Origin of the sequence: Nonomuraea sp. NPDC000554, assembly GCF_040300065.1 — a bacterium.
Taxonomy (GTDB): Bacteria; Actinomycetota; Actinomycetes; order Streptosporangiales; family Streptosporangiaceae; genus Nonomuraea.
The window spans coordinates 124,712-137,359 of record NZ_JBEPDC010000016.1 but is presented as its reverse complement, the minus strand read 5'-3'; the positions used below and the strand labels follow the sequence as shown (position 1 = coordinate 137,359).

Sequence of the window (12,648 nt, the reverse complement as noted above, 5' to 3'; positions counted from 1 at the left end):
GGCCTGACGAGGACGACGCCGGACGCTAGGGGCCGGTGACGTCGAGCTCGGCGCGCATGCCCGAGGCGTAGTGGCCGGGGAAGTTGCACACCAGTTCGTAGTGGCCGGCAGGCAGCTTCAGCGTGGCCCAGCTCATCGAGTGCGGCGCGATGCCCCCGCCCCCGCCTGCCGCGCAGTTGTGCGACGCCTCGCCCAGGCTGCCCGCCTCGCTGACGCGCTCGCCGGACGTCGCCCGCTTCCCGACGGCCTGCCCCGCCGGAAGCGGCAGGACGATGACCTCGTGCGCGAGCGTGCCCTTGTTGGCCACCCGTAGCGACACGGTTCCCGCCGGAACCTTGGCGGGTGCGACCTTCAGCCACATCTGCCCGCTCTGCGGCGATCCGGGGCTCACCGAGTCGCCCACGGTCACGTCCACCACGTGGCCCGCCAGCGGTGGCGCGGTGCACTCCTGCCGGAGCTGCGCCCCTGTCGCCGGTGTCGCTCCCGCGGCCGTCGGATGACCGACGGCGACCGCGATGAGCAATGCCGCCCCCACCGTTCCCGCGAGCCGTACCTTGTGCAGCCGCATCAGGCTCACCCCCCGCACATGTGCGAGTCGTGTTCCTGCTCGCCCTCGGCGAGCGTCCCTCTCTCTCAGAGTACGAGGGCGCCGGAATCGGCCGGCTCACGCCTGGGTGGTGGGGAGCACGACGATCTGGCGCAGGTTGACGTGCGGCGCCCGGCTCGTCACGTAGCCGACCAGGTCCGCGATCTCCTCAGCCGACAGCGAGCCGAGCCCGGCCACCATCTGGCCCAGCTGGTCGCGCAGCTCGGCGTTGTCGATGTGGTCGCCCAGTTCGGTGCTCGTCAGGCCGGGTTCGATGTTCGTCACGCGCACGTTCCTCGGGCCGAGCTCGGCCCGCAGGACGGCGGACAGGTGCGTCAGCGCGGCCTTCGTCGCGCCGTACACCGCGTAGTCCGGGAAGACGACGTGCGCGCCGATCGAGGAGATGTTGACCAGGTCGGCGGCGCGGCCCGCCTCGGCGGAGGCCACCAGGTCCGGGACGAAGGCCCGGATGACGCGCAGAGCGCCGGTCAGGTTCGTGTCGATCATGCGCTGCCACTCGTCGGCCCGGCCGTCGAGGACCGGGTTGGGCAGCATCACCCCGGCCCCGTTCACGACCAGGTCGACCGGCCCGTACTCGGCGTGGACGCGGCCCGCCGCGGACTCGACCGCGCTGTCGGCGGTCACGTCGACCCCCACCGGGAGGGCCCGGCCGCCGGCTGCGGTGATCTTGGCAGCGAGTTCGGCGAGCCGGTCCGCCCGGCGGGACAGGAGCGCGACGCGGACGCCGGAACCGGCGAGCAGGGTGGCGATGGCCGCGCCCATCCCGCTGGCGGCTCCGGTGACGACGGCGGTGCGGTTGCTGAGGTTGTCGTAGAACGTCATGGCTTCACCCTGCGGCGAGCCGGGCCGCTTACCCAGAGCACTGCCTTTCCCTAGGTATGCCAGTACCAGGATGACCGGGTCGAAATACGGCATGCTGGACATATGGATCAGGACCTTGGCGACTTCCTCCGCTCGCGGCGCGCCCGTATCCAGCCCGAAGACGTGGGCCTGCCCGCCGGCGGCCGGCGCCGGGTGCCGGGCCTGCGCCGCGAGGAGCTCGCCCAGCTCGCCGGGGTCAGCGTCGACTACTACGTGCGCCTGGAGCAGGGCCGCAGCCCGAACGTGTCCGACGCCGTCCTGGACGCGATCGCCCGCGCGCTACGGCTGGACGAGACCGAGAGCGCCCATCTGCGCAACCTCGTCCGGCCGGCCAGGACGGCCCGCAGGACGCAGCGGACCCAGCAGGTCCGGCCGGGGGTGCTCCGGATGCTGGAGATGATGGACGACGTGCCCGCCTTCGTCCTCGGACGCCGGATGGACATCCTGGCCTGGAATCCGCTCGCCGACGCCGTGACCGGCTTCTCGGCCCTGGACAGGCCCAACGCGGCGCGGCACACCTTCCTGCACCCCGACGCCCGCGAGCTCTATCCGGAATGGTCCGCCGTCGCCGCCGAGACCGTCGCCTACCTGCACCTGGACGCCGGGCGGCACCCGGACGACCCGCAGCTCGCCGCGCTCGTCGGCGAGCTGTCGATGAAGAGCGAGCAGTTCCGCCGGTTGTGGCCCCGCCAGGACGTCAAGGACAAGACCCACGGCAGAAAGCTGATCCGGCACCCGATCGTGGGCGATCTCGAATTCCGCTACGAGACCTTCGCCGTGCCCGGCGACGAGAGCCAGCTGCTCGTTGCCTACACCGTGGCGGCGGGCTCGCCGTCGGAGGAGCGGTTGCGTCTGCTCGCCAGCTGGCAGGCGTCCGAGCCGCCCGCCGACGTCCGCCCGCCGAGCCGGGAACCCCGGTCCCGCTAGAGGTCTCCCTGCAGCTCGACGGCGATGGCCGCGAACTCCTGGATCAGGGGAGAGCGGCGGGTGCTGTCCCAGGCCAGGCAGACCTGGTTGGGCCCGATGTCGTCCACGGGGACGTGGGTCACGTCGGGGCGGGTGTAGAAGGCGGCCACCGACAGGGGCAGGATCACCACGCCGTGACCGGCGGCGACGTGTTCCAGCTTCTCCTCGACGCTGCGCATGAGCGGCAGCGCCTGGGCGCTCGCCAGGACGCCGCGCCACTCCGGCACCACCGCGCGGTCCTGGAGCAGGTGCTCGCCCGCCAGGTCGGCGATGCCGGCACGCTCCTTCCCGGCGAGCAGGTGGCCGGCGGGCAGCACCGCGACCCGCGGCTCCGCCAGCAGCGGCCGCACCTTCAGCCCCCGCTCGTCGATGGGCCGGCGGACGTAGCCCAGGTCGACCCGGCCGTCGCGGATGACGTCGGTCTGGTCGTCCCAGCTGGTGCGGACGACCTCCACCGTCAGGTCGGGGTGGCGCTCACCGAACACGCGGACCGCCGGGGTGACGATGAGCCCCGGCATGAACCCGACCGTGAACGTGCGAGGCCCGCGCCCGGCACGCACCGCCCTGCGCCAGGCCGCCTCGGCGCCGGCCAGCAACGGGCGGGCGTCGGCCAGCAGCTGCTCCCCGGCCGGGGTCAGGTGCGTGGCCCGCCTGGACCGGACGAACAGCTGCACCTTCAGCTCCTCCTCCAGAGACCTGATCTGACGCGACAGGACCGGTTGCGCGATGTGCAGCGCCTCGGCGGCGCGACCGAAGTGCAGCCGCTCGGCGACGGCGACGAAATAGCGCAGCTTGCGCAGACTCAGGTCCATCAGCGCTCCTCGGCCTCATTGATGTCTTCAAGGTATTACAGAAGCGGAAAAGGGTCTTGGACGCCGAGGGCGGGAAGGCCGCATCGTGGAGGGCGTATCCACCACTTTCACGGAAGGTTCTCCCATGGATCTGCGCGACCAGCGGGTCGTCCTGCTCGGCGGCACCTCGGGCATCGGCCTGGCCACGGCCAGGGCGGCGGAAGAACAGGGCGCGGCGGTCACGGTCGTGTCCGGCAGGGCCGCCAGCGTGGACCGGGCCCTCGCCGGGCTGACGGCATGCGCGGACGGCAGGGTCACCGATCTCACCGACCCCGCCGCCGTCCAGAGGCTGTTCGACGAGCTCGGCCCGTTCGACCACCTGGTCTACACCGCGGGCGAGCCGCTCACCCTGATGCCGCTCGACACCCTCGATCTCGACCAGGCCAGGGACTTCTTCTCGCTGCGGTACTTCGGCGCCCTGTGGGCGGCGCGCGTGGCCCGGCCGTACGTGCGGGCCGGAGGTTCGATCACGCTCACCACCGGCACCGCCAAGGACAGACCCGGGCCCGGCTGGGCGGTGGCGGCCGGCATCTGCGGCGCCGTGGAGTCGCTGACCCGTGCCCTGGCCGTCGAGCTCGCTCCCATCCGGGTCAACGCGGTGGCGCCGGGCGTCGTCCGTTCCCCGCTGTGGTCGGCGATGGGCGAGCAGGAGCGCGAGCGGATGTACCGGGACGTCGGCGCCGCCCTCCCCGTCGGACGGGTGGGAGAGGTGGACGACATCGCCCGTGCCTACCTTTTCTTCCTCACCCAGCCCTTCGCCACCGGGACGGTCATGACCGTGGACGGCGGCTCCGTCCTCGTCTGACCGCCGCCCGGGCGGGCGCGTCCTCGTACGGGGCTTCGAGCCGCACGGTCAGGCCCTCGCGCCTGGGATGCACCACGGGCCTGGCCGTGCGGCGGTACACGTCCCTCGCCAGCGCGAGCCCGTGCGGGCCGCGTGTCAGGAACGTAACTCCGTCGCGGGCCCTCCGGCGGCGGGCGGGTAGAGAAAACTCCTACCTGGGGTGGATTTGTTCCACCGGTAGGGAGAAGAAGCGTGTGGTGGTCGCCGCTGGGTAGGTCCGGACGTGGCCCCCCGACGCGCCATCGACGGGGGGAAGACCCATGACGCAGACGATCAGCAGGAAGGTCGTCCTGGAGAAGGCGGCCCAGGACTTCGCCGACGCCAACGCCAAGCGCCCGTTCATCTACGAGCTGCCGCCCGAGCAGGGGCGCGAGCTGCTGGAGAAGGTTCAGTCCGACCCCAGCGTGCCCAAGCCGGAGATCGACGACGAGTGGATCCAGGTGCAGGGCGGCCCCACCGGCGTCATACCGGTGCGGATCGTCAGGCCCAGGGGCGCGACCGGCACCCTTCCCGTCATCTTCTACATCCACGGCGCGGGCTGGGTGTTCGGCTCGGCTCACACGCACGACCGGCTGGTGCGCGAGCTGGCCGTCCGGACGAACGCGGCCGTGGTGTTCCCCGAGTACGACCGCGCCCCCGAGGCGCAGTACCCCACGCAGATCGAGCAGAACTACGCCGCCGCCCAGTGGGTGATGGAGCACGGGCGGGAGAAGGGGCTCGACCCGTCGCGGATGGTGGCGGCCGGCGACTCGGTCGGCGGGAACATGGCGGCGGTGCTGGCGCTGATGGCCAAGGAGCGGCAGGACGTCCGCCTGCTGGGGCAGGTGCTGTTCTACCCGGTGACCGACGCCTCCTTCGACACGGGGTCCTACCGGCAGTTCGCCACCGGCTACTACCTCAACCGCGACGGCATGAAGTGGTTCTGGGACCAGTACACGACCGACCCCGGCCGGCGCGGCGAGATCTACGCCTCGCCGCTGCGCGCCACCACCGGCCAGGTGCGGGACCTGCCGCCCGCGCTGATCATCAACGGCGAGGCAGACGTGCTGCGCGACGAGGGCGAGGCGTACGCCGCCAAGCTCAGAGAGGCCGGCGTCGAGGTGACGGCCGTACGGCTGGGGGGCATGATCCACGACTTCGTCATGCTCGACGTGCTCCGCGACACCCACGCCACCCGCGCCGCCATGGACCTGGCCACCACCGCGATCCGCAAGGCCCTGCACAGCGAGTGACCGGGCCGTCGCGCTCTTGGCACGTGCCATGTCCCGGCTGGGCTCGCCGGACGCTCGGCGAGCCCGGCAAACCCGGCGACTCCGGAGCGTAGGCGACTGATTTCACTTCGATCACATTACTTGACTCATAGTCCAATAATTCGCAAGGCTCTCCTCCTGGATCGGGGCGTGACAGACGAACCGGGAGCCTGGCTATGGCAAGAGCGCGACGTCTCGCAGCGGCTGGAGCGGTGGCGGCCTTCGCAGTGGGAGGCGTGAGCATGGCGGCGGGCATCGGCACCGCGTCCGCCCAGACCGCCGAGCGGACACCGAACGCGGCGGCCACCTGCCTGCTGCCCCTCCTGCCGTGCGAGGACCCGACGGCCCTGCTGCCCGACCTGCCGGAGCTGCCCGAGTTGCCCATCCCGAACCCGCTCGACCACCGGTCGAACGCCCCCGCGCCGGACGACTCGCCGCCGCCGTCCGACCCCGCCGACTCGGAGCCCCGGCGGGACGCGGAACCCGAGCACCCGTGGAAGCCGGTCGACGAGGACGAGCGCCGGGTCCCGCACGGGCACCCCGAGACCGGCGGCGGCGGGCTCGCGCCCGGCAACCCCGTGTGGCCGTTCACCGTGGGTGGCGCCGCCCTGCTGGCCGGAGCCGGGCTGACCGGGGTCGCGCTGCGGCGTCGCAAGGGCGCGTAGGTGAGCCGGGCGCCGGGGCAGACGCTGATCTGGTTGGGCGCGGGTGCGGTCTCGCTGGCCGGGATCGTGCTGGTCGGGCTCGGCGTCAGCGGCATGCTCACCGGCGGCGAGGACGCGGCGGAGCCGGTCGCCGTCGTCACGCGCGCCCCCGCCAAGGGCGTCCCCTTGCTGGACGTGCCGCTCACCAAGGTGGCCGCGCCGATGCGGGCCGCCAGGCCCACGGCGGTCTACATCCCGTCGATCGGCGTGTCGGCGCCCCTCATGGAGCTGGGCCTGGACGCGAAGGGCGCGATCCAGAACCCGCCGTTCGACCCGCCGAACCTCGCCGGCTGGTACCGCTACGGCGCCGTCCCCGGACAGCGGGGCGCCGCCGTGATCACCGGCCACCTCGACACCAGGAACGGCCCCGCCGTCTTCGCCGGGCTCAAGAACGTCAAGCGCGGCGACCAGGTGCAGGTGCTGCGGGCCGACCGCTCGGTGGCCGTCTTCGTGGTCGACAGGATCGAGCACAGCCCCAAGAGGTCCTTCCCGGCCGCCAAGGTGTACGGCGACCTGGCCTACCCGGGGCTCCGCCTGGTCACCTGCGGCGGCGCCTTCGACCGGCAGGCGCACAGCTACAAGGACAACACGATCGTCTTCGCCCACCTGGCCGCGCCGTACTACCCCAAGAGCTGATCAGGGGTCGCGGCGCGCGCTCGGGCCCCGGGCCCCATGAGTCGCCGAGCGCGACCCACCGCCACGCGGGAGCCCGCACGCGGACCCGGTGGAGGCTGGCCCGCACGTGGCGTCGGCGGCGGTATCCCGGGTGGGCGTCGCGTGTCGCGGAGGTGGCCGGTGCTTCGGGCGTGGTCAGGAGTCGCCGAATTCCAGGTGGAGGGCCTTGGTGAAGTCGGCGATGGCCTCCTCGTGCCGCTCCGTCTCCTGGAGGATCTCGCCGCGGACCCGGTACGCCCAGACGTACTCCTCGTCGAGCTGGATCGCCCTGTCGAGGTCCTTGAGCGCCGCCTCGTTGTCGCCCAGCTCGCTCAGGACCGCCCCCCGGCTGCCCAGGGCGCGGTCGTTCTCCGGGTCCAGTTCCAGGGCGCGGTTGAGATCGGTCAGCGCCTCCTCGTACCGGTCGATCATGCGCAGCGCCTCCCCGCGCCTGCTGAACGCGCGGGCGTACTCCGGGTCCGCCTCCAGGGCCCGGGTGTAGTCGTCGATGGCCTCGGAGTACAGGTGCATGCGCTGGTACAGGTCGGCCCTGGCCAGCCACGAGTACGCCTGGCTCGCGTCCAGCGCGATGATCTTGGCGTGTTCGGCGAGGGCGTCGTCCAGGCGGCCGAGGTCCGCCAGCGCGTCCGCCTTGGCCTCCAGGATCCACGGCGACTCCGGCGACAGCGTGAGGGCGTGCTCGAAGTCGGCCATGGCGTCGTCCAGGCGGCCGAGCGCGGCGTAGGCCTGCCCGCGGGAGCCCAGCGCGTACGAGCTGTCAGGCTCCAGCCTGAGCGACTCGTCGAAGTCCGTCACCGCGGCCTCGTAGCGGTCGATCAGCCGGTGGCTCTCGCCCCGCAGCCGCCAGGCTCGGGCATTGTCCGGCACCAGCGCGATCGACTCGGTAAGGTCGGCGATGGCCGCGTCGTGTCTCGCCAGGGCGATGTACGATTCGGCCCGGCTGCGCAGCACCGAGGCCCGTGATTGGGCCGCCGCCTCCGACAGTTCGGGCCTGTCGTCGGTGCTGTCGATGATCCCCTCGCTCATGAGGGGAAATCTATCGAACTAAATCTGGATAATGGCGGCCTTTTCGCGGGTGTATTCCAACACCGCGTCGTGCCCGTAACCGCTGTCCTTGACGCCGCCGAACGGCAGCCCGGGAGGCATCTGGCGGAAGGTGTTCACCCAGACCGCCCCGCTCTGCAGATCCCGGACGAAACGGTGGGCGCGCCCCAGATCGCGCGTCCAGACACCCGCGGCGAGCCCGTACGCGGAGTCGTTGGCGATCCGCAGCGCCTCCTCGTCCGTGTCGAAGGGGATCGCCACCGCCACGGGGCCGAAGATCTCCTCCTGGCAGACGCGCAGCGCGTTGTCGGTGGTCGTGTAGAGAGTGGGGGAGACCCAGTAGCCGCCGGGCAGCCCTGGCACGACGTCGGCGCCCGTCCGGCCGCCGAACACCAGGTCGGCGCCCTCCTTCTCGGCGATCCGCAGGTACGAGGCGACCCGGTCGTACTGCGCCGACGACACGATCGGCCCCATGGTGGTCGCCAGGTCGAGCGGGTCGCCGAGAACCAGGCTCTCCGCGATCCGCCGGGTGCGGTCGAGCATCTCGTCCCAGATGTCCCGGTGGACGAGGATGCGCGAGCCCGCCACGCAGACCTGCCCCGCGTTGCCGGTGAAGACGGAGTTCACGGTGATGCCCTGGGCGGCGGCGTCCAGGTCGGCGTCGGGGAAGACGATGTTCGGGGACTTGCCGCCCAGCTCGAACGTCAGCGGCTTGAGCGCGTCGGCCGAGGCGCGGGTGATGGCCTGGCCGGTCTCCGTCGAGCCGGTGAGGCTGATCTTGTTGACCCCGCGGTGCCGGACGAGGGCGTCCCCCACCTCCTCGCCCAGGCCCGAGACGATGTTGAGGACGCCGGGCGGGAAGACGTCCGCCAGCAGCTCGCCGAGCCGCAGCACCGACGCGCTCGCCTGCTCGGCGGGTTTGACGATCACGGTGTTGCCCGCCGCCAGGGCGTAGGCGGCCTTGGCGGAGAAGGTGGAGATGGGGGAGTTCCACGGGATGATGCAGACGGCCACGCCGTACGGCTCGCGCCGGGTGAGGCCGAGCGCGTCGGGGCCCAGGATGACGGTGTCGCCCTTGACGGCGTCCAGGCACTGACCGGCGGCGAGCTGCCACAGGTACGTCATGCCCGGCAGGTCCTTGTGCAGGGTGTCGCGCAGGATCCGGCCGTTGTCGCGGGTCTCCAGGCGGGCCAGCTCCTCGGCGTGCTCGGCGAACAGCTCCGACACCTTGCGCAGGTAGTGCGCGCGGCCCAGCGCGGGCAGCGCCGACCAGCGGGGGAAGGCCCGGCGCGCCGCCTCGACGGCCGCGGCGGCGTCCGCCCGGCCACCGGCCGGGATGGTGGCCCACGTCTCGCCGGTGGCGGGGTTGACCGAGTCCAGGGTCCTGCCGTCGGCGGCGGGGACGAGCTCGCCGCCGATCAGGTTGCGGAAGTCAGGCACGCGCCCAAGCATATGCTTGCTTGCCCGAGTGGGCCAGGGGTGAGAGCGGCGCGAGGCATGGGGGCGGTGGCGCCTAAGATCGAGGGCATGGAACTGGTTCCCGGAGTGCACGTCGCCGTCACCGATCGCACCGGCGGAGTCAGCGTCGCTCCCTACGGCACCAGGAACCTCGGCGGGCTGGTCGGCGACGACCCGGCCGCCGTGCGGGCGAACCGCGCGGGCGTCGCGGCCGGGCTGGGCGTGCGGGGCGTCGTGTTCATGCGGCAGGTCCACGGTGCCGACGTCGCGTACGTGAGCGAGCCGTTCGGCGACGACGCGCCGCCGCTCGACGGCGTCTTCACCGGCGAGCCCCGGCTGGCGCTGGCCTCGCTCGGGGCTGACTGCCCGGCCGTGCTCGTCGCCGACCCCGGCGCGCGCCTGGTGGGCGCCGCCCACTCGGGCAGGCCCGGCACCGAGGCCGGAGTCGCCACCGCGCTGGTCGAGGCCATGGCCGGCAAGGGCGCCGCACCGGGGCGGATGGTGGCGCTGATCGGCCCCGGAGCGTGCGGGCGCTGCTACGAGGTGCCCGCCGACCTGCGGGAGCGGGTCGCGTCCAAGGTGCCGGAGACCTGGTCGGAAACCTCCTGGGGCACGCCCGCGCTCGACCTGCGGGCGGGTATCGAGGCCCAGCTTCGCGCGGCGGGTCTCACCGACGTCCGCCACGACGCCCGCTGCACGATCGAGTCGCCGGAGCTGTACTCGCACCGCCGTGAGCAGCCGGGCGGCCGCTTCGCCGGCCTCATCTGGCTCGCCTGACCGGCGACGCATCCGATCAGGCCGCCCGCCCAGCGGCGCGTCAGGGCCGGGGCGCGGCCGGGCGGCCGGCCCCCGGTTGCCTGGCTAGCGGCGCGAGAAGATCAGGTTGACCAGGGCGATTCCGGCCCACACCAGGAAGAGAGCGCCACCCTCGCGGCTCGTGACGACGATCGCGACCGTGGCGAGCGTCCCCAGCGCGAGCGAGACGATGGCCAGGGCCAGGCGCTGGCCATCGTTGCCGGCGCGCTTCTTGCCTTTCACGGCGGCCAGGCGCTCGTCGACCCGGCGGTCGACCTCCTTGCCCATCTTGTCGAGGAAGGACTCGACGATCGCGTCTTCGAACTCGGGGCCGAGGTCGCGACGCGCGGACACCGCCGCCCGCAGCTCATCACCGGTGCTCATATGCCGAGATATTGCGGCATATGAGGGCTATCGGGCAAGGATGTCGTCGAGGTTGTACGAAATGGGCCGCTCCAACTGCTCGTACGTGCACGACTCGGGGGTGCGGTCGGGACGCCAGCGACGCCACTGGGCGGTGTGACGGAAGCGGTCGCCCTCCATCTGGTCGTACGCCACCTCGATCACCAGCTCGGGCCTGAGCGGGATGAACGACAGATCCTTCTTGGCGTTCCACCGCGAGATCGCCCCCGGCACCCGCTGACCGCCTGTGGCCGGGCCCGCCGTGGGCTGGCCGACGTTGCTCGCGGCCTGCTCGGCCCAGTGGCCCCACGGGTGCTCGGCGAGGTCGGCGACGTACGGTTTGAGCTCCTCGACCAGCTCGGCCCTGCGCGCCATGGGGAACGAGGCCGCCACCCCCACGTGGTGCAGCCTGCCGTCGGAGCCGTAGAGGCCGAGCAGGATCGAGCCGATGATCGGGCCTGTCTTGTGCTCGCGGTACCCGGCGACCACCACGTCGGCGGTGCGCTCGTGCTTGACCTTGAACATCGTCCGCTTGTCGGGGATGTACGGCTGGTCGCCCGGCTTGACGATGATGCCGTCGAGCCCGGCGCCCTCGAACATCTCGAACCACTCGGCGGCCTGCTCGTCGTTGGTCGTCACCGGAGTCAGCCGGATGGACTGCCCCTTCTCCGGAAAGATCCCTTCCAGCCGGGCGCGGCGCTCGGCGAACGGCCTCTCCATGAGCGACTCGTCGCCGAGCGCGAGCAGGTCGAAGGCGACGAACGAGGCCGGGGTCGTCTCCGACAGCATCTTCACCCGCGAGGCCGCCGGATGGATCCGCTGCTGGAGCGTGTCGAAGTCGAGCTGGCTGCCCTGCGGCAGGACGATCTCGCCGTCGACCACGCAGCGCTCAGGCAGCTCGCGCCTGACGGCCTCGACCAGCTCGGGGAAGTACCGGGTGAACGGGCGCTCGTTGCGGCTGCCCAGGTAGACCTCGTCGCCGTCGCGGAAGATGATGCAGCGGAAACCATCCCACTTCGGCTCGTAGAACAGCGTGCCGTTCTGCTTGGGCATCGCCTTGACCGCCTTGGCCAGCATCGGCGGCACCGGCGGCCGGACGGGCAGGTTCGGCACCGGCTCGGGAACCGCCTCGCCGGCGGGCAGGTTGGGCTCAGTCATGGCTCGACTCCCTCGTGTATGCGCAGAAGAGGACCCCCTCCTCCTCAAGAATCTGGCGGAGGCCGAGCCGCACCTGGGCCGCCTCGCCGTTCAGAATGCGCGCCGCCCCGCCTCCGACCAGCTGCGGGCTCACCGTCAGGCACAGCTCGTCGATCAGGTCGGACGCGGCGAGCTGCGCGTTGATCCGCGGACCGCCCTCGCACAGCACCTTGGTCAGCCCCCGCTCGTGCAGCTCGCGCACGGCCAGCTTCAGATCCACCTGGTCGCCTCCGGCCACGATGACGTCGGCGACCTCGGCCGCGGCGGCGCGGCGGTCGGCGGGGGCGCCCTCGCAGGTGACCACGATGGTGCGGGCGGTGGCGTCGGTGAACAGCGGGCCGCCCAGGTCGAGGTCGAGCCTGCGGGTGACCACCGCGATCGGTGGCACCGGCTGCCGCCCGGCGCGGATCACCTTCCACGACTCGCGCGGCGCGACCGGGCCGTACCCCTCGGTGCGGACGGTCGCCGCGCCCGCCATCACGACGTCGGCCAGGCCGCGCAGCACCCCGAAGATCCGCCGGTCGCCCTTGCTGGACAGCCCTCCGGACAGCCCTTTCAACCACGCGGCCCCGTCGGCGCTGGAGACCATGTTGACCCGGAGCCAGGGCCGCCCGGCAGGGTAGGCGTAGGCCTGTTCGATGTCCGGATTGTCTTGGATGTCGGGATGGATGCGACGCACTCCTCTACCTTGGCACACGCCTCCGACAAACCTGCCCCGCGCCGTCCGGTGAAGTGCGTCAGGTGCGGCTGTGAACGACAGATGCCTCTGGGAGCGAGGCGCGCTTCCGGAGCGGCTCTGCGGAAACGAGGCCGCTCGCCGACATGACGCGCAACTGATCATTTCGCTGGAGTTGGGCGCACAGGTGATCACTGGACAGGCGCTTGTCTCGAGATGTTCACCCGCGAACAGAACCATCTTGACCAAGATCCACCGGCTCGCCTGACCGGCACGTGGTTCGTGCCGGTCGCCACACCGAACTGAGTTCTGCCCAAC

The 12,648-nt window shown here is 72.0% G+C and carries 14 protein-coding genes; 6 read left to right on the top strand and 8 right to left on the bottom strand.

All coding sequences use genetic code 11. The features are described 5' to 3' along the window. Window positions 1–25 precede the first annotated feature (25 nt). Window positions 26–568: a sulfocyanin-like copper-binding protein gene (locus ABT294_RS28520; protein ID WP_350809360.1), complete on the bottom strand. Its 543-nt coding sequence runs from the start codon at window positions 566–568 to the stop codon at window positions 26–28. A 96-nt stretch (window positions 569–664) separates the two neighbouring features. Beyond that, the gene (locus ABT294_RS28515; protein ID WP_350809359.1) at window positions 665–1,429 is read right to left on the bottom strand and encodes an SDR family oxidoreductase; all 765 of its coding nucleotides are present in this window, start codon (window positions 1,427–1,429) and stop codon (window positions 665–667) included. 102 nt (window positions 1,430–1,531) lie between these two features. Here ABT294_RS28515 and ABT294_RS28510 point away from each other — a divergent pair, with 102 nt between their 5' ends. Beyond that, window positions 1,532–2,395 (top strand): helix-turn-helix transcriptional regulator, encoded by an 864-nt coding sequence (locus ABT294_RS28510; protein ID WP_350809358.1) that lies wholly within the window; start codon window positions 1,532–1,534, stop codon window positions 2,393–2,395. Here the strand turns inward: ABT294_RS28510 and ABT294_RS28505 are convergent. Continuing rightward, complete coding sequence (locus tag ABT294_RS28505; protein WP_350809357.1) at window positions 2,392–3,246, bottom strand: LysR family transcriptional regulator; 855 nt, start codon at window positions 3,244–3,246, stop codon at window positions 2,392–2,394. The two genes, ABT294_RS28510 and ABT294_RS28505, sit on opposite strands and share 4 nt — an antisense overlap. A gap of 124 nt (window positions 3,247–3,370) precedes the next feature. Between ABT294_RS28505 and ABT294_RS28500 the strand changes: the two genes are divergently transcribed. From ABT294_RS28500 to ABT294_RS28485, 4 genes are all read left to right on the top strand, one after another. Next, a complete protein-coding gene (locus tag ABT294_RS28500) occupies window positions 3,371–4,090 on the top strand; it encodes an SDR family oxidoreductase (protein WP_350809356.1) in 720 nt (239 codons plus the stop codon). 299 nt (window positions 4,091–4,389) lie between these two features. Continuing rightward, window positions 4,390–5,361 carry an alpha/beta hydrolase gene (locus tag ABT294_RS28495; protein ID WP_350809355.1) on the top strand — a complete coding sequence of 324 codons (972 nt, stop codon included), beginning with the start codon at window positions 4,390–4,392 and terminating at the stop codon, window positions 5,359–5,361. 194 nt (window positions 5,362–5,555) lie between these two features. Continuing rightward, window positions 5,556–6,044, top strand: a complete 489-nt coding sequence (locus ABT294_RS28490) for a hypothetical protein (protein ID WP_350809354.1) — start codon at window positions 5,556–5,558, stop codon at window positions 6,042–6,044. After that, the gene (locus ABT294_RS28485; protein ID WP_350809353.1) at window positions 6,045–6,719 is read left to right on the top strand and encodes a class F sortase; all 675 of its coding nucleotides are present in this window, start codon (window positions 6,045–6,047) and stop codon (window positions 6,717–6,719) included. It begins immediately after the preceding gene. Window positions 6,720–6,893: 174 nt separating this feature from the next. Here the strand turns inward: ABT294_RS28485 and ABT294_RS28480 are convergent, their stop codons facing one another. Together ABT294_RS28480 and ABT294_RS28475 are read right to left on the bottom strand one after the other, a co-directional pair. Then, window positions 6,894–7,784 carry a tetratricopeptide repeat protein gene (locus tag ABT294_RS28480; RefSeq protein WP_350809352.1) on the bottom strand — a complete coding sequence of 297 codons (891 nt, stop codon included), beginning with the start codon at window positions 7,782–7,784 and terminating at the stop codon, window positions 6,894–6,896. Between the two features lie 18 nt (window positions 7,785–7,802). After that, complete coding sequence (locus ABT294_RS28475) at window positions 7,803–9,242, bottom strand: aldehyde dehydrogenase family protein (protein WP_350809351.1); 1,440 nt, start codon at window positions 9,240–9,242, stop codon at window positions 7,803–7,805. An 87-nt stretch (window positions 9,243–9,329) separates the two neighbouring features. Between ABT294_RS28475 and ABT294_RS28470 the strand changes: the two genes are divergently transcribed. Beyond that, a complete protein-coding gene (locus tag ABT294_RS28470; RefSeq protein WP_350809350.1) occupies window positions 9,330–10,037 on the top strand; it encodes a purine nucleoside phosphorylase YfiH/LACC1 family protein in 708 nt (235 codons plus the stop codon). A gap of 84 nt (window positions 10,038–10,121) precedes the next feature. On the opposite strand, the gene ABT294_RS28465 is transcribed toward ABT294_RS28470, so the two are convergent. From ABT294_RS28465 to ABT294_RS28455, 3 genes are read right to left on the bottom strand one after another with little or no spacing between them, the layout of a single operon-like run. Next, on the bottom strand, window positions 10,122–10,439 hold the full coding sequence (locus ABT294_RS28465; protein ID WP_350809349.1) for a hypothetical protein: 318 nt from the start codon (window positions 10,437–10,439) through the stop codon (window positions 10,122–10,124). A 27-nt stretch (window positions 10,440–10,466) separates the two neighbouring features. Next, window positions 10,467–11,615 carry an ATP-dependent DNA ligase gene (locus ABT294_RS28460; RefSeq protein WP_350809348.1) on the bottom strand — a complete coding sequence of 383 codons (1,149 nt, stop codon included), beginning with the start codon at window positions 11,613–11,615 and terminating at the stop codon, window positions 10,467–10,469. Further along, entirely contained in the window at window positions 11,608–12,333 is a 726-nt protein-coding gene (locus ABT294_RS28455) for a pyrimidine reductase family protein (protein ID WP_350809347.1), read from the bottom strand. The genes ABT294_RS28460 and ABT294_RS28455 overlap by 8 nt, the downstream gene beginning before the upstream one ends. Window positions 12,334–12,648 lie beyond the last annotated feature (315 nt).

Excerpts from the sequence above, each read along its gene's own strand:
- ABT294_RS28520 (WP_350809360.1), bottom strand. The coding sequence starts at position 568 with ATGCGGCTGCACAAGGTACGGCTCGCGGGAACGGTGGGGGCGGCATTG.
- ABT294_RS28515 (WP_350809359.1), bottom strand. The coding sequence starts at position 1,429 with ATGACGTTCTACGACAACCTCAGCAACCGCACCGCCGTCGTCACCGGA.
- ABT294_RS28510 (WP_350809358.1), top strand. The coding sequence starts at position 1,532 with ATGGATCAGGACCTTGGCGACTTCCTCCGCTCGCGGCGCGCCCGTATC.
- ABT294_RS28505 (WP_350809357.1), bottom strand. The coding sequence starts at position 3,246 with ATGGACCTGAGTCTGCGCAAGCTGCGCTATTTCGTCGCCGTCGCCGAG.
- ABT294_RS28500 (WP_350809356.1), top strand. The coding sequence starts at position 3,371 with ATGGATCTGCGCGACCAGCGGGTCGTCCTGCTCGGCGGCACCTCGGGC.
- ABT294_RS28495 (WP_350809355.1), top strand. The coding sequence starts at position 4,390 with ATGACGCAGACGATCAGCAGGAAGGTCGTCCTGGAGAAGGCGGCCCAG.
- ABT294_RS28490 (WP_350809354.1), top strand. The coding sequence starts at position 5,556 with ATGGCAAGAGCGCGACGTCTCGCAGCGGCTGGAGCGGTGGCGGCCTTC.
- ABT294_RS28480 (WP_350809352.1), bottom strand. The coding sequence starts at position 7,784 with ATGAGCGAGGGGATCATCGACAGCACCGACGACAGGCCCGAACTGTCG.
- ABT294_RS28470 (WP_350809350.1), top strand. The coding sequence starts at position 9,330 with ATGGAACTGGTTCCCGGAGTGCACGTCGCCGTCACCGATCGCACCGGC.
- ABT294_RS28465 (WP_350809349.1), bottom strand. The coding sequence starts at position 10,439 with ATGAGCACCGGTGATGAGCTGCGGGCGGCGGTGTCCGCGCGTCGCGAC.
- ABT294_RS28460 (WP_350809348.1), bottom strand. The coding sequence starts at position 11,615 with ATGACTGAGCCCAACCTGCCCGCCGGCGAGGCGGTTCCCGAGCCGGTG.